General features: G+C 63.0%; 18 protein-coding genes. 11 read left to right on the top strand and 7 right to left on the bottom strand.

Annotation, left to right across the window (positions count from 1 at the left end; translation table 11 throughout):
* Positions 1 to 78: 78 nt before the first annotated feature.
* From K420_RS0111410 to acs, 4 genes are all read right to left on the bottom strand, one after another.
* Entirely contained in the window at positions 79 to 447 is a 369-nt protein-coding gene (locus K420_RS0111410; protein WP_027458184.1) for a response regulator transcription factor, read from the bottom strand.
* A 15-nt stretch (positions 448 to 462) separates the two neighbouring features.
* Positions 463 to 3,177, bottom strand: a complete 2,715-nt coding sequence (locus K420_RS0111405; protein ID WP_035854756.1) for an ATP-binding protein — start codon at positions 3,175 to 3,177, stop codon at positions 463 to 465.
* 3 nt (positions 3,178 to 3,180) lie between these two features.
* Positions 3,181 to 3,372, bottom strand: a complete 192-nt coding sequence (locus K420_RS0111400; RefSeq protein WP_027458182.1) for a hypothetical protein — start codon at positions 3,370 to 3,372, stop codon at positions 3,181 to 3,183.
* 240 nt (positions 3,373 to 3,612) lie between these two features.
* Complete coding sequence (gene acs / locus K420_RS0111395; RefSeq protein ID WP_027458181.1) at positions 3,613 to 5,577, bottom strand: acetate--CoA ligase; 1,965 nt, start codon at positions 5,575 to 5,577, stop codon at positions 3,613 to 3,615.
* A 270-nt stretch (positions 5,578 to 5,847) separates the two neighbouring features.
* On the opposite strand from acs, the gene K420_RS0111390 reads away from it, so the two are divergent.
* Complete coding sequence (locus K420_RS0111390; protein WP_198293836.1) at positions 5,848 to 6,387, top strand: TIGR00645 family protein; 540 nt, start codon at positions 5,848 to 5,850, stop codon at positions 6,385 to 6,387.
* A gap of 15 nt (positions 6,388 to 6,402) precedes the next feature.
* Positions 6,403 to 7,923 (top strand): fumarate hydratase, encoded by a 1,521-nt coding sequence (locus K420_RS0111385; protein ID WP_027458179.1) that lies wholly within the window; start codon positions 6,403 to 6,405, stop codon positions 7,921 to 7,923.
* A 66-nt stretch (positions 7,924 to 7,989) separates the two neighbouring features.
* Here K420_RS0111385 and K420_RS0111380 read toward each other — a convergent pair whose 3' ends face one another.
* Positions 7,990 to 9,252, bottom strand: a complete 1,263-nt coding sequence (locus K420_RS0111380; protein ID WP_027458178.1) for a GGDEF domain-containing response regulator — start codon at positions 9,250 to 9,252, stop codon at positions 7,990 to 7,992.
* Between the two features lie 248 nt (positions 9,253 to 9,500).
* Here K420_RS0111380 and K420_RS0111375 point away from each other — a divergent pair, with 248 nt between their 5' ends.
* From K420_RS0111375 to ilvN, 3 genes are all read left to right on the top strand, one after another.
* Positions 9,501 to 9,761 carry a hypothetical protein gene (locus tag K420_RS0111375; RefSeq protein WP_027458177.1) on the top strand — a complete coding sequence of 87 codons (261 nt, stop codon included), beginning with the start codon at positions 9,501 to 9,503 and terminating at the stop codon, positions 9,759 to 9,761.
* 322 nt (positions 9,762 to 10,083) lie between these two features.
* The gene (gene ilvB, locus K420_RS0111370) at positions 10,084 to 11,754 is read left to right on the top strand and encodes an acetolactate synthase large subunit (protein WP_027458176.1); all 1,671 of its coding nucleotides are present in this window, start codon (positions 10,084 to 10,086) and stop codon (positions 11,752 to 11,754) included.
* 2 nt (positions 11,755 to 11,756) lie between these two features.
* Entirely contained in the window at positions 11,757 to 12,068 is a 312-nt protein-coding gene (ilvN, locus tag K420_RS0111365) for an acetolactate synthase small subunit (RefSeq protein WP_035854753.1), read from the top strand.
* A 9-nt stretch (positions 12,069 to 12,077) separates the two neighbouring features.
* On the opposite strand, the gene K420_RS0111360 is transcribed toward ilvN, so the two are convergent.
* Positions 12,078 to 12,425 carry a PilZ domain-containing protein gene (locus tag K420_RS0111360; protein WP_157275070.1) on the bottom strand — a complete coding sequence of 116 codons (348 nt, stop codon included), beginning with the start codon at positions 12,423 to 12,425 and terminating at the stop codon, positions 12,078 to 12,080.
* A gap of 226 nt (positions 12,426 to 12,651) precedes the next feature.
* Between K420_RS0111360 and K420_RS0111355 the strand changes: the two genes are divergently transcribed.
* From K420_RS0111355 to K420_RS0111345, 3 genes are all read left to right on the top strand, one after another.
* On the top strand, positions 12,652 to 13,134 hold the full coding sequence (locus K420_RS0111355; protein ID WP_027458173.1) for a bacteriohemerythrin: 483 nt from the start codon (positions 12,652 to 12,654) through the stop codon (positions 13,132 to 13,134).
* Between the two features lie 125 nt (positions 13,135 to 13,259).
* On the top strand, positions 13,260 to 14,084 hold the full coding sequence (menB, locus tag K420_RS0111350; protein WP_027458172.1) for a 1,4-dihydroxy-2-naphthoyl-CoA synthase: 825 nt from the start codon (positions 13,260 to 13,262) through the stop codon (positions 14,082 to 14,084).
* Positions 14,081 to 15,046 carry an o-succinylbenzoate synthase gene (locus K420_RS0111345; RefSeq protein ID WP_027458171.1) on the top strand — a complete coding sequence of 322 codons (966 nt, stop codon included), beginning with the start codon at positions 14,081 to 14,083 and terminating at the stop codon, positions 15,044 to 15,046. The genes menB and K420_RS0111345 overlap by 4 nt, the downstream gene beginning before the upstream one ends.
* Positions 15,047 to 15,095: 49 nt before the next feature.
* Here the strand turns inward: K420_RS0111345 and K420_RS0111340 are convergent, their stop codons facing one another.
* Positions 15,096 to 15,722, bottom strand: a complete 627-nt coding sequence (locus K420_RS0111340) for a TetR family transcriptional regulator (RefSeq protein ID WP_027458170.1) — start codon at positions 15,720 to 15,722, stop codon at positions 15,096 to 15,098.
* A 127-nt stretch (positions 15,723 to 15,849) separates the two neighbouring features.
* Between K420_RS0111340 and K420_RS18815 the strand changes: the two genes are divergently transcribed.
* Genes K420_RS18815 through K420_RS0111325 form a run of 3 tightly spaced genes read left to right on the top strand, consistent with a single transcriptional unit; the run spans position 15,850 to position 21,581 of the window.
* Positions 15,850 to 17,025 carry an efflux RND transporter periplasmic adaptor subunit gene (locus K420_RS18815; protein ID WP_084019636.1) on the top strand — a complete coding sequence of 392 codons (1,176 nt, stop codon included), beginning with the start codon at positions 15,850 to 15,852 and terminating at the stop codon, positions 17,023 to 17,025.
* 9 nt (positions 17,026 to 17,034) lie between these two features.
* Entirely contained in the window at positions 17,035 to 20,157 is a 3,123-nt protein-coding gene (locus tag K420_RS0111330; RefSeq protein ID WP_027458169.1) for an efflux RND transporter permease subunit, read from the top strand.
* Positions 20,154 to 21,581 (top strand): efflux transporter outer membrane subunit, encoded by a 1,428-nt coding sequence (locus tag K420_RS0111325; RefSeq protein ID WP_027458168.1) that lies wholly within the window; start codon positions 20,154 to 20,156, stop codon positions 21,579 to 21,581. The genes K420_RS0111330 and K420_RS0111325 overlap by 4 nt, the downstream gene beginning before the upstream one ends.
* Positions 21,582 to 21,628 lie beyond the last annotated feature (47 nt).

The following is a 21,628-nucleotide window of genomic DNA, read 5'->3' as shown; positions in this document are numbered from 1 at the left end:
CATGCATCCCGAACGAGGTGGTGAAGCGATGGGCTGCGCGGTATTTCGGCTACCGGCCGCCGGGCGGGCGTGAGGCTTTCAGGCACCCAGCATGGTCTTGACCTGGGCAACCAGGTCCTTGGTCGAGAACGGCTTGGTGACATAGGCATCGGCACCGATCGCCAGCCCCTTGGCCACTTCGGTATCCCGTCCCTTGGCGGTGAGCATGACGATACGCAGCCCGGCCTGCGCCGGGTCGGCACGCAGCGCCTCGCAGACTTCGAAGCCGGATTTCTTCGGCATCATCACGTCAAGCAGCACGAGATCGGGGGCAAAGCTGGTCACCTTGGCCAGCGCTTCGTCGCCATCGCTGGCGACAGCAACCTCGAACCCTTCCTTCTTCATCAGGAATTCGAGCGAGATGACGATGTTGGGCTCGTCATCGACGATGAGAATCTTCCTGGTCATGCCTTGTCTCCCTTGTTATTCCTCCGGCGCCGGCAAGGGCACCGTGAAAATGAAGTTCGCGCCCGCGCCGGGGCGGCTTTCAACCCAAAGCTTACCACCGAAATATTCGATGATCTGCCGGCTGATCGGCAGCCCGAGGCCTGTGCCCTTGGGCTTGTCGGTCAGCGTGTTGCCACCCTGGCGGAATTTTTCGAAAATGACCCCGCACTCCTCGGCCGTCAAACCGGGGCCATTGTCGGCAACCTCGACCCGGACCATGCCGTGGTCGATGCCTACGCGCACATACACCCGGCCGCTGCCTTCGGGTACAAACTTGACGGCATTGGACAAGAGGTTGATCAGCACCTGCATCAGGCGGTCGCGATCGGCCTGCACGACGGGACCGGCCGACGGCACCTCGCTGGCCAGTTCGACGGCCTTGTCACGGAACAACTGACCCAGCGACTCCATCGCCTCGCGCGCCACCTCACCGATATCGACCGCGCCGGATGTCCATTCGGCGCGCCCGGACTCCAGCTTGGCCATGTCGAGGATCTGGTTGATCAGGCGGGTCAGGCGCTCCGCTTCGCCAACAATGATGCCGAGAAAGCGGGTGCGTGAAGCCAGCTCGATGCGCGGGTCGTCGTGCAGCATTTCCGACAGGGCGCGAATCGAGGTCAGCGGCGTCCGCAACTCGTGCGTCACGGTCGAGATGAAGTCATGCTTCATGCGATCGACCTCGCGCAGCCGCTCGTTGGCCTCGCGTAATTCCGCCGTGGCCGCCTCCAGTTCGCGTTGCTTGGCTTCGAGCTCGCGACTGTAGGCACGAATCTGCGTCGCCTCATCGAGGATGTCGAGCACCTCGTCCAGCCCGAGGTCTTCTTCCTCCGCCACCGAGGCCACCATCACCCGCGCACTGGCCGAACCGATGGCGGCGGCCAGTTCGGCCTCGGCAAAATGCACGAACTCGGCATCGACTGGCAGTGTCCGCCAGTCCTCCAGCCCCTTCGCCTGGGCGTAGACCGCCAATTGCAAGCGGACCCGGGCCGTACCCAGAAAACGTTCCAGCAGGCTGACCAGCGCGTCGAGCGACGCCTTGCCGCGCCACAGCCGCGTTTCCTTCCGATGACGGCCATAACGAAAAACATCGACGAAGCGTTCGGCCTGGCTCGCCTCGACCGCCCCCGGCCGGGAATTGAGCGACACCGCAACATAGGCACCGATATTGGCCAGCATGCTCCACCACAGGCAATGGGATATTTCATCCAGCCCGCTCAACCCGAACAGCGCCTGCGCCTTCAGCCAGGATGCGCCGAACAAGCCATGTTCGACAAAACCGCTCGAGATCCAGCCTGACTTGGCAAACGACGGCAACAGGAGCGTGTACAGCCAGACGACGAAACCCGCTGCCAGCCCCGCCACAGCGCCGGCTCGCGTCCCCTGCTTCCAGTACATGCCGCCAAACATGGCCGGCGCGAACTGGGCGACGGCGGTGAACGAAATCAGGCCGATGCCGACCAGTGCATAGGCCTCGCCGGCCGCCCTGAAATACGCATAGCCGAGCAGGACGATCAGGGCGATGGCCACCCGCCGGATACCGATCAGCAGGCCCGACAAATCCTGCTGCTGCCTGGCTTGCAGCCAGGCCGAACGCAACAGCCAGGGCATGACCAGATCGTTGCAGACCATGGTGGACAGTGCGATGGTTTCAACGATGACCATGCCGGTCGCCGCCGACAGGCCACCGACGAAAGCGAGCAGGGCCAGCGCCTCGGCGCCGTGGGCGAGCGGCAGGGTCAGCACGAAGGTATCGGGATTGACCGTCTGGCCGCTGAAATGCAGCATGCCACCCAGCGCCACAGGGAGCACGAAGATGTTGATCAACAGCAGGTAGAACGGAAAGAGCCAGACCGCCCGCTTGATATGCGATTCGTCCACATTCTCGACGACGATGATCTGGAACTGGCGTGGCAGGAAAATGATGGCCAGGCCGGACAGCAGAATCATCGCCGTCCATGTTCCGGCCCGCCCGGAATCCAGTTGCAGCAGGCGTCCCAGATCAGGGTTTGCCGAAGCCCGCTGGAACAGGTCAGCCAGGCCGCCGTACAGCCCATAGGTGACGAACAGCCCGACGGCCACGAAGGCGATCAACTTGACGACCGACTCGACGGCAACGGCCGCCACCATCCCCTCGTGCCGCTCGGTGGCGTCAAGATGGCGGGTGCCGAACAGGATGGAGAAGAGCGCCAGGGTCGCTGCGATCAGGAAGGTCGAATCGAGCCCCAGCCAGCCTCCCGCATGCCCTTCACGATCGAGCAGCACATCCAGGCTGGCCGCCATCGCCTTGAGTTGCAGCGCGATATACGGGACGACGCCAATGACCGCGATGATTGTCACCATGCCGGCGAGCAGATGGCTCTTGCCATAGCGCGAGGCGATGAAATCGGCAATCGACGTGATGCGCTGCGCCTTGCTGATGCGGATCATCTTGATGATGACGCCGACGAACAACAGCATCAGGGTCGGTCCGAGGTAGATGGTGAGGAAGGAAAGACCACCGGAAGTCGCCCGCCCGACGCTGCCGTAGAAAGTCCAGGACGTGCAATAGACAGCCAGCGACAAGGCATAGACGTTGGCTGAAATGATCGACTTTCCGGCATCGGCCCGCGCATCGCCGAAACGGGCGACAGCGAACAGCAAGCCGAGATAGGCCGCCGACAGTAATGCGATGAACCAGCCGGAGAGCGCCACCGGCTACCCCTGCCGCTCCGCGACCCAGGCCGCCAGGCCAATCAGCCCCGCCCAGACGCCGAACAAATACCAATAGCTGGCCGGAATACCGAGCAGCTCGCCCCCGGGCAGGCTGAGCAAGGGATAGGTCAGCAAAGGTGCGCCGAGCAGGCCGAGAGCAGCCAGGCGCTGGCGGGTCGGGCTTGCCCTTTTCATGTTTTGCTCCCGGAAAATAAAAACGGCCGGCACGCCAAGCGTGCCAGCCGTTCGGGAATGCAGTCTGATGCGACCACACGGGAGGCCACCTTATGGGCGACCATTGTCTCCTCCTTGCCCCTTATATGTTCAGGATGACGTGGCAAGCGCATCATCCCTGTTGATCGTGTCAGACGGACAGGTGTGCCCCTCTCCGTCGGCGACCGGGCTTCGCCATCGGCAAAACCCGGCACGTTCGCCTTAGCCCTTCAGCTGTTCCAGAATGGCCGGGTTTTCCAGGGTCGAGGTGTCCTGCGTGAGTTCCTCGCCCTTGGCCAGGCCACGGAGCAGACGGCGCATGATCTTGCCGGAACGGGTCTTCGGCAGGTTGTCGCCGAAACGAATGTCCTTCGGCTTGGCGATCGGCCCGATTTCCTTGCCAACCCAATCCTGCAGTTCCTTGATCAGCTTCTTGGCCACTTCCGGATCCGTCGGACGCTGGCCCTTCAGCACGACGAAGGCCACAATGGCTTCACCGGTCAGATCGTCCGGACGGCCGACGACGGCCGCCTCGGCAACCAGCGGGTTGGCAACCAGCGCGGATTCGATTTCCATGGTACCCATGCGGTGGCCGGAAACGTTCAGCACGTCGTCGATACGGCCGGTGATGGTGAAGTAGCCGGTTTCTGCGTCGCGGATCGCGCCGTCGCCCGCCAGGTAGTACTTGCCCTGGAAGTCGGCCGGATAGTAGGACTTCACGAAGCGCTCCGGATCGCCCCAGATGGTGCGGATCATGGACGGCCACGGCTTCTTGCAGACCAGGATGCCGCCCTGACCCCACGGCAGATCGGCGCCAGTCTCGTCGACCACGGCGAACTGGATGCCCGGGAACGGCAACGTGCAGGAGCCCGGCACCAGCGGGGTGGCGCCCGGCAGCGGGGTGATCATGTGGCCACCGGTTTCGGTTTGCCAGAAGGTATCGACGATCGGGCAGCGCGAACCACCGACGTTCTCGTAGTACCAGGTCCAGGCAGCCGGGTTGATCGGTTCGCCAACCGAGCCGAGGATGCGCAGCGAAGAGAGGTCAAAGCTCTTCGGGTGGACGGCCGGGTTGGCGTCGGAAGCCTTGATCAGCGAACGGATCGCGGTCGGGGCGGTGTAGAAGATGGTGGCCTTGTGATCCTGGATCATCTTCCAGAAACGACCGGCATCCGGGAAGGTCGGCACGCCTTCGAAAACGATTTCGGTCGCGCCGCAGGCCAGCGGGCCGTAGGTGATGTAGGTGTGACCCGTCACCCAGCCGATATCGGCGGTACACCAGAAAGTGTCGCTCGGCTTGATGTCGAAGGTCCACTTCATGGTCAGGATGGCGTGCAGCAGGTAGCCGCCGGTGGAGTGCTGGACCCCCTTCGGCTTGCCAGTGGAACCCGAGGTGTAGAGCAGGAACAACGGGTGCTCGGCTTCGACCCATTCCGGTTCGCAGGTTTCCGGCTGGCCTTCCAGCAGGTCGTGCAGCCATTCGTCACGGCCGGCGACCATGTTGACGTCGGCACCGGTCCGCTTGAAGACGATGACGTTCTTGGCGGAGTCGCACCCCCCCATGGCGAAGGCTTCATCGGCGATCGGCTTGAGCGGAATCGACTTGCCGCCGCGGAACTGGCCGTCGGAGGTAATCAGCATAACGGCGCCAGCATCGTTGATGCGGTCGCGCAGGGACTGGGCGGAGAAGCCGCCGAAAACGACGGAGTGGATGGCGCCGACGCGGGCACAGGCCTGCATGGCGACAATGCCTTCAACCGTCATCGGCATGTAGATGACGACGCGGTCGCCCTTCTTGACGCCCTTGGAACGCAGTAGGTTGGCCATCTTGCAGACCTTGGCCAGCAGTTCCTTGTAGGTGACCTTGGTGACCTGGCCGTCGTCGGCTTCGAAAATGAGCGCGACCTTGTCGCCCAGACCGGCTTCGACATTGCGGTCGAGGCAGTTGTAGGAAACGTTCAGCTTGCCGTCGGCAAACCACTTGAAGAACGGAGCATTCGACTGATCAAGCACCTGGGTAAAGGGCTGCTTCCAAGTGATGAATTCACGGGCACGCTTGGCCCAGAAACCTTCGTAGTCGGCTTCTGCTTCCGCGCACAGCGCCTTGTAGGCGTCCATCCCGGAAACCGCCGCATTCTTGACGACCTCTTCGGACGGATAGATAAGCTGCACGGACTCATTCGACATATTTTTCTCCTCTGCGGTACTTCGCAATGTTGTTGAAACAACCGATCGGATCTCGGGTTTGCCCCGGGACGTTTAAAGCCGCGCAAGCTGGAGAACACCTCATTCCCCCTGCCAGCGTTGTCACGGCATTAGACGACGATAATCTTACAAAGGACTTACGAAATCACGCTGCGCCGCAGCAATTCAGCAACAATTCATGACAGCAGCCAGCCCGGCTCGGCGGAACCCGACCCCGTGGTAAACTGCCGGTCCCTGCAATCCACGAAATTGATGATGCGCTCGCCCGTCAAACACCTCGAATCGTTCATCTTCGCCAGCCGCTGGATCCAGGCACCGCTCTACGTCGGCCTGATCGTCGCCCAGGTCGTCTATTGCTGGCTGTTCATGGTTGAACTGAGCCACCTGGTTGCCGGCGCCTTCGGTCCGCACCACATGACGGAAACCGACGTCATGCTGATCGTCCTTGGCCTGATCGACGTCGTCATGATCGCCAACCTGCTGGTCATGGTCATCGTCGGCGGCTACGAAACCTTCGTTTCCCGCCTCGACCTGGAAGGCCACCCGGACCAGCCGGAATGGCTTTCGCACGTCAATGCCGGCGTTCTCAAGATCAAGCTATCGACGGCGATCATCGGCATTTCGTCGATCCATCTGCTGAAGAGCTTCATCAATGCTGGCAACCTGTCCCAGCACACACTGATGTGGCAGGTGATCATCCATGTCGTATTCCTTTTCTCGGCGCTGGCCATGGCTTTGGTAGACAAGACCATGACCCAGACGCTGGCCTTGCAGCATCAAAAACACCACTAAAAGACGGAGTCCCGCATGACCGCCATCAAACAGGAAGACCTGATCCAGTCCGTTGCCGATGCCTTCCAGTACATCAGCTACTACCACCCGCTGGATTACATCAAGGCCTTGGGTGAAGCCTACGAGCGCGAGGAAAGCCCGGCCGCCAAGGACGCCATCGCCCAGATCCTGACCAACTCGCGCATGGCCGCCGAAGGCCATCGCCCGATCTGCCAGGACACCGGCATCGGTATGGTCTTCATCAAGGTCGGCATGAACGTCACCTGGCCGGATGCCACGATGAGCATCCAGAAGATGATTGACGAAGGCGTCCGCCGCGCCTACGCCAACCCGGACAACCCGCTGCGTGCTTCGGTGCTGGCCGACCCGGCCGGTGCCCGCAAGAACACCAAGGACAACACCCCGGCCGTCGTACATTTCGAAATCGTCGAAGGCGACCACGTCGAGGTCATCTGCGCCGCCAAGGGCGGTGGCTCGGAAGCCAAGTCCAAGTTCGCCATGCTCAACCCGTCCGACGACCTGGTTGATTGGGTGCTGAAGAAAATTCCGGAAATGGGCGCCGGCTGGTGCCCGCCGGGCATCATCGGTATCGGCATCGGCGGCACGCCGGAAAAGGCCATGCTGCTGGCCAAGGAATCGATCATGGCGCCGGTGGACATCCACGAACTGAAGGCCCGCGGCCCGCAGAACCGTGCCGAGGAACTGCGCCTTGAACTGTACGAAAAGGTCAATGCGCTGGGCGTCGGCGCCCAGGGCCTGGGCGGCCTGACCACGGTGCTCGACGTCAAGGTGCTCGACTACCCCTGCCACGCCGCCAACCTGCCGGTCGCCCTGGTGCCGAACTGCGCCGCAACCCGCCACTGCCACTTCCATCTGGATGGCTCCGGCCCGGCCAAGATCGAGCCGCCGAAGCTGGAAGACTGGCCGGCCGTGACCTGGACGCCGGACGTCAAGTCGGCTACCCGCGTCAATCTCGACACCCTGACCAAGGAAGAAGTCGCCTCTTGGAAGGTCGGCCAGAAGCTGCTGCTCAACGGCAAGATGCTGACCGGCCGCGACGCCGCCCACAAGCGCATTTCCGACATGCTGGCCAAGGGCGAGAAGCTGCCGGTGGACTTCACCAACCGTGTCATTTACTACGTCGGCCCGGTCGATCCGGTGCGTGACGAAGTCGTCGGCCCGGCCGGCCCCACCACTGCCACCCGCATGGACAAGTTCACCCGCACCATGCTGGAGAAGACTGGCCTGATCTCAATGATCGGCAAGTCTGAGCGCGGCCCGCTCGCCATCGAAGCGATCAAGGACAACAAGTCGGCCTACCTGATGGCCGTTGGCGGCGCTGCCTACCTCGTCGCCAAGGCGATCAAGTCGGCCAAGGTCGTCGGCTTCGAGGATCTCGGCATGGAAGCCATCTACGAATTCGACGTCAAGGACATGCCGGTGACCGTTGCCGTCGATTCGACTGGCAGCAACGTGCATGAAAGCGGCCCGAAGGAATGGCAGGTCAAGATCGGCAAGATCCCGGTCAAGGCCTGATCCAGGCGCAGCAATGAACAAACCCGGCCGCGGCCGGGTTTGTCGTTTCTGGGCGGGAGGGAAGGCTCAACCCATGCGTTCGGCGCGCGCCCGATCCCACAAGCGGCGGTTCATGTCTTCGATCGGCAATCCCAGGCGCATGGTCCGCTCGATTTCGCGGAGGATGGGCATCAGTTGCAGTCCGACGTTTCCCAAGCAAGGTCGCAAGGCAGCCGGATCGACTGTAGCCAGAAGGTTCTTCAGCTGCGGCACGAATGCCTGCCAATCTCCCGCTTCACTTCCCTGAGAGCTGCTCCCGGCAATGATCCGATTGCCACCGGCCCGCTGAGCCTCTTCCAGCCGGTCAGAAGCCAGGTTGAGCAGTTCGCTGCCGGCGAGCAGAACGCCATCTTCCGGCACCACGGCAATGCCGGCACTGAACGTCAGGTCAATGCGTTGGCCGCGCACGGCAACCTGGGCAGCCGCCATCGCCTTGCAAATCCGATTGGCGAACGCGACGCAGACCTTTGCCGTGGTCTCCTGCGCGACAATCACGACCCGGCCGCCCGGCAGCTGACTGATGACGTCTTCCGCGCGAATCTTGCGGGCGACCATGAACGAAAACTTCTGTACCGTCCGCGCCACCAATTCTGCGCCGTAACGGCTCACCAGGTCGTCGTATCGATCGAGTCCGAAGGCGAGTACGCCGACCCCCTGACCGTCGACAGCGCCCGCTAGGCACCGGGCAAGTCCCTCTTCCAGTTTTTCCTGCTCGCCAACCGGACTCTCCCGCCCCAAGGCATCATCGTCGCCCGCATCCCCCTCCAGCCCCTGGATATCGCCCAGTCTTCCAAGGATGTCGTTCACCCCGACGTCGGTCTGTGTCCCCAGGGGTTGAGGCGTGTCGGACTGCGCTTCGCTGGCCGGCGGGACCGAATCCTCTATCGCAACCTCTTCTGCCTCGGCCGGATGCCCATGTGCCAACAGGATGGGGAGCAGCCTGTCGAGCGAGACATTGCTGGCATCCTTGGCGATGAAATCGGTGACGCCCAGCGCCCGTGCCCGTGCCTCGTCGCCAAAGGAATTCGAGACCACAAGAAAGAAGGGCAAGGCGTTCAGGCGTGACAACTTGCTGGCCCTCACCCGCTCAAGCAGGCCCAAACCGTCCAGTTTGGTCAGGCCGACACCGGAAACGACGCCGATGATCGTATTGTCGAGAACCAGGGTTTGCCAGGCCGACTCGCCACTGGCCTCCTCGCGTACGTCGAAATGCTCTGCCAGATACTTGGCCAGCGATGCCCGCACGACCTTCGAGGCATCTGCGACCAGAACCTTGGGTTTCGCCGTCATTTTTCTCCCTGGCTTCAATATCGTTTCAAACACAGCCCTGCCGTAAACGGCAAAATGTGAGTTTAAGCGACATGCCGGCACATTCGTCAAGCATACGACGAGCAAATACCTGTTAAGCTCCTGTCCGCCCTTCCGGAAGCACTCCGGCAAGGTTGCAACCAATCAATCCGTATTTCCGATGAAGTGTGGAATTTGCCACGACCCATCCGACTGGCATCGATGTAACGTTATGTCAGGAGGTTCGAATCATGACCATCACCGCAAGCATCATTCTGATCAAGAACGAATTTGTCGCCACACTAAGCGATGGGCGCCGCTTTGAAAAAACCGATTTGCACGAACTGGCCCATGCGCTGACGAGGGCTGGCATTCATGCCTGTAACGTACAGTTCGAATGGAACGGTAGCGCCGGTCAGCGCATGATCACGGCTGGCCAGCAAGTTGCCATGCGCGCGGAAATGCGCCGTCAGGAACGTGACCACCCGAAGGGCATGGCGGTCGCCGCCTGATTTTTCCACCCCCCCCCGGGATTGCCCAGTACGTCGTTTCCGGGTGCTTGATTTTCTGTGCTGAGTCCGCCATAGTGGCGTTTCGCTTCCTTATCCAGACCGCATCCCGATGCACGCTATCCGACCCGCCTGTTCTGCCGCTGCCCAAGCCGTAGCCCCGGTCGTCGTCGTACGCGTCATTAGCGTAGGTGTCGTAACACACGCGCCGTAGCGGACCGGGTAAGCAGAAACAGCTCAGCATTCACCACCCCCGCCGGCGCAAACCGGCGGGGGTTTTGTTTTGGAGCCCGCCGGTTACGCCAACAACCGAAAGGAAACCTCCATGACAGAAACCCTCACTGGCGCCCAGATCACCGTGCGGCTGCTCGAACGCCAAGGCATCCATACCGTCGCCGGCATACCGGGCGGTGCCATCCTGCCGATCTATGACGCCCTCGGCCAATCGACGCAGATTCACCATGTGCTGGCCCGCCACGAGCAAGGCGCCGGCTTCATGGCTCAGGGCATGGCCCGCTCCACCGGCCGGCCCGCCGTCTGCCTGGCTTCCTCGGGGCCTGGGGCAACCAATCTGCTGACCGCCATTGCCGACGCCAAGCTCGATTCGATTCCTCTCGTCGCCATCACTGGCCAGGTGCCCAAGGCGATGATCGGGACCGACGCCTTCCAGGAAGTGGATACCTACGGCCTGTCCATTCCCATCACCAAGCATAATTTCCTGGTTTCCTCAGCCGAGGAACTGCTGGAAGTGATCCCCCGCGCCTTCGCCATCGCCGCCTCCGGTCGGCCAGGCCCGGTGCTGGTCGATATCCCGAAGGATGTGCAAATGCAGGCCATCGAAATCGCCGCATGGCCTGCCCCCGGAGAGCACCAACCGGCGCCGGTGGCCGATGGCTGGGCACTCAGCGAGGCGGCCGGCATGATCAACGCAGCCCGGCGACCGATCCTTTACCTCGGCGGTGGCGTCGTGCATGCCGAGGCGGCCGCCGAGGCTGTCGAACTCGCCGAAAAAGCCGACCTGCCGACTGTCATGACCCTGATGGCGCTCGGCGCCATGCCGGTCGACCACCCGCTGTCGCTCGGCATGCTCGGCATGCACGCGGCCCGCTATACCAACCTGGCACTCGACGAATGCGACCTGCTGATCGCCATCGGTGCCCGCTTCGATGATCGGGCAACCGGCAAGGTGGCTGCCTTCTGCCCGCAGGCGAAGATCATCCATATCGACATCGACCCGGCGGAACTCGACAAGATCAAGACGGCCCATGTCGGTATCACGGCCGACATCCGGGAAGCGCTGATCCGCCTGCTGCCGGCCGTGGCCGCCAGCGAGCGCACCGAGTGGCGGCAGCGCGTTGCCGCCTTGAAGGCTGAACACCCGCTGCAGATGCCGGGTTGCGATGATCCGCTGTCGCACTTCGGCCTGATCCGTACGGTTGCGGCCTGCCTGGACAACGAGGCGGTCATCGCCACCGATGTCGGCCAGCATCAGATGTGGGTCGCCCAAGCCTACCCCCTCCGCCGTCCCCGCCAGTGGCTGACTTCCGGCGGCCTTGGCACCATGGGCTTCGGTGTTCCAGCCGCCATCGGCGCCGCGCTGGCCGAGCCGCAACGCACCGTGGTCTGTTTCACCGGCGATGGCTCGATCCTGATGAACATCCAGGAGCTGGTCACTGCCGCCGAGGAAAACGTGAACCTGAAAATCATCCTGATGAACAATGCGACGCTCGGCCTGGTCCACCAGCAACAGACACTGTTCTACGGCGAACGGCTGTTCGCCTCGCAATTCAAGGCAACGCCGGATTTCGTCAAGGTTGCCCAGGGGTTCGGCATCGCTGCCGTCGATCTCGACCAGGCAGCCAATCCCTGCGCCGCACTGATGGAGGCGATCAATCGCCCGGGTCCCTGCCTGATCCACGCCAGCATCGATGCCGAACAGAAGGTTTATCCCATGGTGCCGCCGGGCGCCGCCAACCGCGACATGATCGGAGCCTGAAGATGAATGCCCTGAGCCAAACCGAACGCCAAACCCTTTCCCGCGCCGTGCTGGAAATCGACGTCAACAACCATGCCGGCGTGATGTCGCACGTCGTCGGCCTGTTTTCCCGCCGGGCCTACAACGTCGAGGGTATTCTCTGCCTGCCGCTGGCCGACAGCGGCCAGAGCCGCATCTGGCTGCTGGTCAATGAAGACCAGCGCCTGCCGCAGATGATCAAGCAGGTCGAAAAGCTGGAGGATGTCGCGGCAATCCGGCGCCACAACGCCGATCATGCCGTCTTTCAGAATCTGGAAGCGTTTTTCCGGGCTTGAGCGGAACAATCAGGAAGTAGCCGGGCCCGCCCGGCACTTCCGCTTGTATCGGCGGATCAGCTCGAGATCGCCATCGCTGATCGACTCGAAGCGCAAGCCGCCCAGTCGCACGTTGCCGATGCGGCGTACCCGCATGATGCTGACGTAGGCCTCGATCCGGCCGCCCAGTTCGGGGGCCTCGATGCGGCAGACCCCCACCTCGCCGCTTGGCTTGCCGGCCAGCACATACTCATCGAGCAGCACGCCGACACCGGACACCGAAATGTCGGCGGCTGGGATGCGCAGACTGAGGCCCGAAATCTGCAGATGCACCTCGCCATGCAGGCGTACGCGGGGAGACCGTCGGCGTTCTTTCACGATGCTTTTCCGGAACAGGTTGCAGACGGACATTCTCCCATGCTCCGTGGCGGGGAGCATAGACAGGCCGGGTAAAAATCAGGTCAAACAAAGCGGCACATAATCCAATCGTTTCTTGATGCTTATCAAAATTCAATAATCAAAAATCACGGAAAGTGGCGCCACTTTCCGCTGACAGAGTTTCCCGTTCGCGGGGTAATCATCAAGGCACCTCTGGAGAAACGACATGCCGATCATTTGGGACAGCAAGCTCGACACGGGTATCGACGTCATTGACCATCAGCACAAGCGCATTGTCGACTACATCAACGATCTCGAAATCGCTAAGCTCAAGGGTGACAAGAAGATGGTCACCGATGTCATCGAGCAATTGATCGACTACACCCAGTCGCACTTCGGTTTCGAAGAATCAATGATGGAAGAAGCCGGCTACAAGTTCGTCAAGCCGCACAAGAAGGTGCATGAGCTGTTCATCAAACGGGTTACCGAGTTCACCATGCGGGCGGCCAAGGGTGAGGATATCGCCGACGAACTGCATTCGATGCTCGCCAAGTGGCTGATCAACCATATCGCCAGTGAAGACCGCGACTACGCCGACATCGTCAAGAACATGGTCGGCGCCGAAACAGCCCACCACGAGGTCAGCGTCGCCAAGGTGGAAGCCCGCAGCGGCTTCATCTCCGGCCTGCTCGGGCGCTTCTTCCGCTGATCCTGGCCGAAGAGGGGATGGCGCCGTCAGCGGACGGCGCCATCCCCCCCGTGCCGCAAGGCACATCAAATCGGCGCCGGCCGGTCAAGGCTATACTTCGCCTCATCCCAACGACCAGCCGAACCATGACGCACAGCATCCACTGGCAAAGCGCCCACACCTATTCCGACATCCTCTACGAAACCGCCGAGGGGATCGCCAAGATCACCATCAACCGGCCGGAACGGCGCAACGCCTTCCGCCCGGAAACGGTCAAGCAACTGATCGATGCCTTCCATCGCGCCCATCACGACAACACCATCGGCGCCATCATCCTCACCGGCGCCGGCCACGAAGCCTTTTGTTCGGGCGGCGACCAGAGGGTACGGGGCGAGGAAGGCTACATCGACGAAGGTGGCACACCGCACCTCAACGTGCTCGACTTGCAAATGCAGATCCGCCGCCTGCCCAAGCCGGTCGTCGCCATGATCGCCGGCTATGCTGTCGGCGGCGGCCACGTGCTGCACCTGGTCTGCGACCTCTCCATCGCCGCCGACAACGCCCGCTTCGGGCAGACCGGACCGCGCGTCGGCAGCTTCGATGCCGGCCTCGGTGCCGGTTTGCTGGCCCGCACCATCGGCATGAAGCGCGCCAAGGAAATCTGGCTGCTCTGCCGCCAGTACGACGCGGCGACTGCCCTCGACTGGGGTCTGGTCAACATCGTCGTGCCGGTAGACAAACTGGAAGAGGAAACCGTGAACTGGTGCCGCGACATGCTCAAGCTGTCGCCGATGGCCTTGCGCATGATCAAGGCCGGCTTCAATGCCGATACCGACGGCCTGGCCGGCATCCAGGAACTGGCCGGCAATGCCACCGGCCTGTTCTATATGAGCGAGGAAGGCCAGGAAGGCCGCAATGCCTGGCTGGAGCGCCGCCCGCCCGATTTCGGAAAATACCGCAAGCGGCCGTGAACATCGTCGCGGCCGACTGGCTGTCCTACGCCCTGCCGCTCCGGCGCCCCTGGCAAACCAGCCGGGGCCGGGTCGGCGAGCGGCAGGGGCGCCTGCTCCGACTGCGTACGGCAGAGGGTTTGACCGGCTGGGGCGATGCCGCCCCCCTGCCGGAGTTTGGCATCAGCGAGACAGCCGCCCAGGATTTTGCCGAGGAAACCGCCCAGCTCGACCTGTTCGCCCAGTCTGCCGGCCTGCCGCTGCAGCAATGGCTGGGGGGCAATGTGCCGGTCGATGACCTGGCCATCAACGCCAATCTCGGCACCCTCGCCGATTTGACACCACCCCAACTGACTGCCGCCGCCACGGCAGGCTACGGCATCGTCAAACTGAAAGTCGGCACCCTGCCGATCAACGACGAAAGTGCGCTACTCCGGCAATTGCTGTTGAACGCGCCGGCCACCCTGCGCTTTCGGCTCGATGCGAACCGGGCCTGGGGCCTGGCCGACGCCACCACCTTCATTGCCCGGTGTGCCGACCTGCCGATTGACGGCCTGGAAGAACCGCTCGCCCAACCGGATGCGGCCTCGCTCGCTGCCCTGCAAGCGACCTGCGCCTTCCCCCTCGCGATCGACGAATCGACGGCGCTCCTCGACGACGACTTCTTTCGGGAACCGCCCGTTCGCCGGCTGATCATCAAGCCGGCCCGTGAAGGCGGCCTGCTGGCCAGCATGGAATTGGCCCTGCGCGCCCGGGCGGCCGGCCTGGAAATCGTCGTCACCTCCAGTCTGGAAAGTGCATGCGGCCTGCTCGCCTGTGCCCATCTGGCCGCTGCCGTCGGGCCTGACACGGTGCACGGTCTCGGAACGGCCGAGTGGTTCGCCGAGGACACTGGTCTTGCCCCCCTCGTCGCAGCGGGCCGCCTGCACCTGCCGGAGGCCAGCGGCCTCGGCTTTCAGGCGAACCAAGCTTACCGGACTTGAAACGGCCGTTGAGCCGAACGGCTCACGGCATGCATTCACCCCCCTCGATTCAGGGTGCGACACAGCGCCGCATCGCCATGTGGGCGCTGATCATGTCGGGGATCCGCTGTGGCAGGTCCGATCCCTTCTGGCAGGCCAGCATCAGGTGCAATACGCCGCTGGTAAAGGCCCAGGTATCGCGGGCGGCATCGAGCGGCGACAAGCCTGGACGCAGCATGCCCTTGGCCGCCGCCTGCTGGTAGACACCTTCAATCTTGGCCAGGAAGGTTTGTGCCGGGCGAGCGACATCCTCCTGAACCGAGGCAAATTCATCGACGTATTCGCAACGCGAAATCATGATCTCGAACACTTCACGGACGACCGAACAGTCCTCCAGCACCCGGAAGAATTCCTTGATCGATGCCTCGATTGCATCGAGCGGATTGGTGAACTGCTCGGAGAACAGCAGGGCATCGGTGCGCTCGACCATGGGCACGAAGACATCCTCGCGCATGGCGAAGAACAACGCTGCCTTGTCCTTGAAATGCCAATAAACCGCCCCCCGCGTCACACCGGCCGCCTTGGCGATTTTCTCCAGCGTCGAGCGACTGACGCCACATTGGTGAAACACCCGACGGGCAGCCTGGATGAGTTCCTTGCGCGTCTGTTCGGCTTCTTCCTTGGTTTTCCTGACCACGACTTCTCCCCGGCGAACCTTCCGCCGACATTTACATCTCATTACGACGATTCTACACAAAAATTGTTTTACATACATCCATGAATGTTTATAATCAGCCCAGCAAAAATAATCAAGGAGTATCTGCGTGAACCCGACTTCAGCTTTCCAGCGCAAGGCGCTGCCCTTTTTCGTTTCGGCGCTGATCGGCGCGCTCGCTACAGCCGGTTGTTCCGGTGACAAGCCGGCGGGCGGCCCACCGCCGCAAGGTCCGATGCCGGTCAGCGTGATTGAGATGCAACCACAAAAGGTGCCGACCAGCATCGAGATCATGGCGCAGACTGAAGGCGCCCGCGAAACCGAGGTGCGCGCGCGGGTCGGTGGCATTCTGGTCAAGCGTCTGTATCAGGAGGGCGAAACCGTCAAGGCCGGTCAACCGCTGTTCCAGATCGACCGCGCGCCTTACGAGATTGCGCTGGCCGAAGCCAAGGCGAAAGCCGAGCAGACCGCCCGCGAGGCGGCCCGCCTGAAGCCCCTGGCCGAAGCCAAGGCCATCGCCCAGCGCGACTACGACGATGCGGTGTCGGCAAACGCCATGGCCCAGGCCGCCTTGCGCCAGGCGGAATTGAACCTGTCGTGGACCACCGTTACCGCCCCGGTCGCCGGCACCACCGGCCGCGCCGTCCGCTCCGACGGCAACCTGATCACGACGGCCGACAGCCTGCTCACCTCGATTTACCAGACCAATCCGATCTGGGTTCGCTTCAGCCTGGGCGAGAGCGACCTGGCCAAGTTCCCCGGCGGACGGATGACGCAGAAGGACGTCAAGGGCGTCGAGCTGGTGCTGCCGAATGGCCAGACCTACGAGAAGCGCGGCAAGCTCAACTTCCTGGCGACCAATATCGACACCACGCTCGGCACCCAGGCAATGCGCGCCGAATTCGACAATGCCGACGGCCAGTTGCTGCCCGGCCAGTTCGTTCGCGTCCGTGTCCTGACCGGCGAGCGCGACGGCGTCTTCCTGGTGCCGCAATCGGCCGTGCTGCAAACCGAGCAAGGCACGCTGGTCATGACGGCCGGCCCCGAGAACAAGGTGGCACCACGCCCGGTCAAGGCCGGCGAATGGTATGGCAAGGACTGGGTCATCCTCGGCGGCCTGAATGCCGGCGACAAGGTGATCGTCGACAACCTGATCAAGCTGCGCCCCGGTGCGCCGGTCGATCCGAAGCTGCCCACCCCGGCCGGCCAGGCACCGGGCATGTCCGGCATGGCAGGCATGGATGGAATGAGCGGCATGACGGCAACGACCCCGCGCCACCAGTAAGGAACGGCCATGGCAAAGTTTTTCATCAACCGACCGATCTTCGCGTCGGTCATCTCGATCATCATCGTCATCGCCGGACTGGTCGCCTCGCGGGTCTTGCCCGTCGCGCAGTACCCGCAGATCGCGCCGCCGACTGTGCTGATCACCGCCACCTACCCGGGCGCCTCGGCCGAAACGCTGGCCAAGACCGTCGCTGCACCGATTGAGGAACAGCTCAACGGCGTCGAGAACATGCTGTACTTCACGTCGTCGGCCAGCGCCAACGGCGCGGTGACGATCACCGCCACCTTCGAGGTCGGCACCAATGTCGACATGGCCGCGGTGAACGTCAACAACCGGGTCAAGGCGGCCGAGCCGCGTCTGCCGGAAGCGGTGCGGCGCAATGGCGTGATCGTCCAGAAACGCTCCAACGACATCCTGCAGGTCGTCGCGCTGAAATCGGAAGGCGGCAAGTACAACACGCTGTTCCTGTCCAACTACGCCAGCCTGAACATCGTCGACGAACTGAAGCGCCTGAAGGGCGTCGGTGACGTGACCATTTTCGGCGCGCAGGATTACTCGATGCGCGTCTGGCTGAAGCCGGACCGCATGGCGCAACTCGGCCTGACGACCAGCGAAGTGGCAGCCGCCATCACGGCGCAGAACGCCCAGAACGCCGCCGGCAAGATCGGCCAGGAGCCAGCTCCCAACGATCAGCAGCTGGTCTACACGGTGACCGCCAAGGGCCGTCTGCTGAGCGAGGAGGAATTCGGCAACATCGTCATCCGCTCAAGCGGTCCCGGTGGCCTGCTGCGCCTGAAGGACATCGCCCGTATCGAACTTGGCGCCTACAGTTACGACCAGCGCGTGACGCTGGACGGCCAGCCGACCATCGCCATGGGCGTCTTCCTGCAAACCGGCGCCAACGCGCTGGAGGTGGCCGACCTGGTCAAGGCCAAGATGGTCGAGTTGAAGGCCAAGTTCCCGGAAGCAATGGACTACGTCATCCCCTTCGACACCACCCGTTTCGTGTCGGCCTCGATCAATGAAGTGATCAAGACCCTGATCGAAGCCATGGTGCTGGTGCTGGCCGTCGTTTTCATCTTCCTGCAGAGCTGGCGCGCCACGCTGATTCCGATGGTCGCTGTGCCGATCTCGCTGATCGGCACCTTTGCCGGTCTATGGTTGTTTGGCTTCTCGATCAACACGCTGACGCTGTTCGCCATGGTGCTGGCCATCGGGATCGTGGTCGACGACGCCATCGTCGTGCTGGAGAACGTCGAGCGCCTGATGGCCGAAGAGAAACTGCCGCCCAAGGCAGCCGCGATCAAGGCCATGCACCAGGTCACCGGCGCGCTGATCGCCATCGTGCTGGTGCTGTGCGCGGTGTTCGTACCGGTCGCCTTCCTTGGCGGCATCGCCGGCCAGTTGTACAAGCAGTTTGCCGTCACCGTGGCGGTGGCCGTGGTGCTCTCCGGCGTCGTCGCGCTGACCCTGACGCCAGCCTTGTGCGCCCTGCTGCTCAAGGCCCAGCACACTGAGAACAAGCTGTTCGCTCCGTTCAACCGCCTGTTCGAACGCCTGACCAACAACTACACCAAGGCTGTCGGTTTCACGCTCAAGCACGGTATCGTCGGCGCCCTGGTCTTTGCGTTGATCATCGGCGCCACCGCCCTCTTCTTCCGCATCATCCCGGGCAGCTTCGTGCCGGCCGAGGACCAGGGTTACCTGATTTCCGCCCTGATGCTGCCGGATGGCGCCACGCTGAAGCGCACCGAAAAGACCGGTGAAGGCATGCGCCAACTGATCGCCAAGGACGAGGCGGTGAAGCACACCTTCATCGTGTCCGGCTTTGACCTGATCGGCGGCGGCAACAAGCCGAACGCCGGCACCATGTTCATCCCGCTGAAGGACTGGTCCGAGCGGCAGGGCAAGGCGCAGGACCTGGCCGGCAAGTTCATGGGTTTCGGCATGATGCAGCCGGACGGCATGGGCCTCGTCTTCAATCCGCCACCGATCATGGGCCTGGGCACCGCCGGCGGCTTCGAGGTGTATGTGCAGAACCGCGTCGATGGCGACGCCAAGCGCCTGAACGAGGTTGTGCAGAACTTCATGGAAGAATTGAAGAAGCACCCGGAATTCACCCGTATCTCGACCTTCTTCCGCCCCACCGTGCCCCAGCTCTACGTCGAAGTCGACGAGCAGAAGGCACTGGCGCTGGGCATTCCGGTCGCCGACATTTATTCAACGCTGCAGAGCACGATGGGCGCGCTCTACGTCAATGACTTCAACAAGGCCGGCCGCGTCTACCGCGTGCAATTGCAGGCCGAGGCCAATTACCGCATGAAGGCGGACGATATCGGCAAGGTCTATGTGCGCAGCGCGACGACCAATGCGATGATCCCGCTGTCGGCGGTCAGCAAGGTGAAGAACGTGGTTGGCCCGGAGCAGGTCGAGCGCTTCAACGGCTTCATCGCTGCCAAGGTGATGGGTGACTCGAAGCCCGGCATCAGCTCGGGGGACGCGATCAAAATCGTTGAGGAAGTGGCCAGCGCCACCCTGCCCAACGGTTACGGTATCGCCTGGACCGGTCAGGCCTTCCAGGAAAAACGCTCGTCCGGCTCCTCGCTGCAGGCCTTCGGCTTCGCCATCATCATGGTCTTCCTGATCCTGGCCGCCCAGTACGAGAAGTGGTCGCTGCCCATCGCCGTCGTGATGGCCGTGCCCTTCGCCCTGATGGGTGCGCTCACGGCGATCTGGCTGCGCGGCATGCCGAACGACATCTACTTCCAGATCGGTCTCGTCGTGCTGATCGGCCTGGCGTCGAAAAACGCCATCCTGATCGTCGAGTTCGCCGCTCAGAAATACGCCGAAGGCATGAGCGCCGCCCAGGCTGCCGTGGAAGCCGCCCGCCTGCGTTTGCGGCCGATCATCATGACTTCGCTCGCCTTCGTGCTCGGCGTCTTCCCGCTGGTCAAGGCCACCGGCGCCGGTGCCGCCGCCCGTCAGTCGATGGGTACCGGCGTCTTCGGCGGCATGCTCGCCGCCACCTTCATCGCCACGCTGTTCGTGCCGCTCTTCTTCAAGTGGCTGGAACGCGGCAAGCAGATCGACCCCTCGCACCTCGACACGAACGAGGAGGAAACCGCATGATTTCCCGTACCCTCTTCCGCCTGACGCCGCTCGCCTTCAGCCTCGCCCTGAGTGGCTGCGCCATCGGCCCGGACTACCTGCGCCCAGCCAACCTGTTGCCGGCTGTCTTCAGTGAAGCCAAGCCGGCCGACAATATTGCTGTCGCCAGCAACCCGACGATCAACCCGACCTGGTGGACGCTGTTCAACGACGCCACGCTGAACGACCTGGTCGACCAGGCCCTCACCGGCAATGCCAGCCTGCGCCAAGCCATCGCCCGCGTCGAGCAGGCCGATGCCGTGGCCCGCGAAGCCGGCGCCTCCTTCTTCCCGCAGATCGATGGCTCGGCCGGCATCAGCAACACCAAGGCGAGCACCAAAACCGCCACCTATGTCGCGACGCAACCCCGTATCCGCCATGCCCGCAGCGCTGGGCTGAGCACTTCCTTCGAGCTCGATGTCTGGGGCCGCGTCCGCCGCGCCAACGAGGCAGCCCGCGCCACCCTGCTGGCCAGCCAGTATTCGCGCGATGCCATCCGGCTCAGCGTGGCTGGCCTGGTGACCGACACCTACCTCGCCCTGCGTGCCTACGATGCACAGCGGGTCGTGAGCGACGAAACGGTGAAGACCCGCGAGGAAGGCCTCAAGCTGGTCAAGACCCGGGTTGAAGCGGGGCTGGCCTCGCCGCTCGAGGGCTTCCAGGCCGAAGGTGCGCTGGCGGCCGCCCAGGCCCAACTCGCCGAACAACGCCGCCTGCGCCAGCTGGCCGAGCACCAGTTGGCCTTGCTCACCGGCAATCCCGCGCTGAAGATTGCCGCCGGTGACCTCAAGCAATTGCCGCTGCTTCCCGAGCCGCCGGCCGGACTACCTTCCGACCTGATCGAAGGTCGCCCCGACGTGCGTCAGGCCGAACAGGAGCTGATTGCCGCGAACGCCGGGATCGGCGTCGCCAAGGCCGGCTATTTCCCCAAATTCACGCTGACCGGCAGCCTGGGCAGCGAGAGCAAGACACTGTCCGATCTTTTCAGCGCCGGTTCGAACACGTGGTCGCTCGGCCTGGGCGCCCTGATGCCCATCCTCGACTTTGGCCGCACCTCGGCCCGCGTGGACCAGGCCAAGGCACTCAACCAGCAATCGCTGATCGCCTGGCAGAACAGCCTGCAGACAGCCTATAAGGAGGTCCGTGACGCCTTGGTCAGCCTGCGGGAATATGGCATCGAAGAAAATGCCCAGAACACCCGGGTCGACAACGCCGAGAAAGCCATGCGCATTGCCCGCCTGCGTTACGAAGCGGGCCATGTCGGCTATCTGGAAGTGCTCGACGCGCAGCGTACGCTCAACGAAGCACAGCTGGCCGCCATCGGCGTCCGGCAGGCTCGTCTGAGCACCTCGGTCGAGCTGTTCAAGGCCCTGGGCGGCGGCTGGAAGGCTGACGCAGCAAGCTGAAATATTGCCGCTCAACAAAAATGGCCGTGAAAACGGCCATTTTTTTC

This window comes from Dechloromonas agitata is5, from assembly GCF_000519045.1.
GTDB lineage: Bacteria > Pseudomonadota > Gammaproteobacteria > Burkholderiales > Rhodocyclaceae > Azonexus > Azonexus agitatus.
Note: the sequence above shows the minus strand (reverse complement) of the source record. Positions and strands in the feature narration are given on the sequence as shown.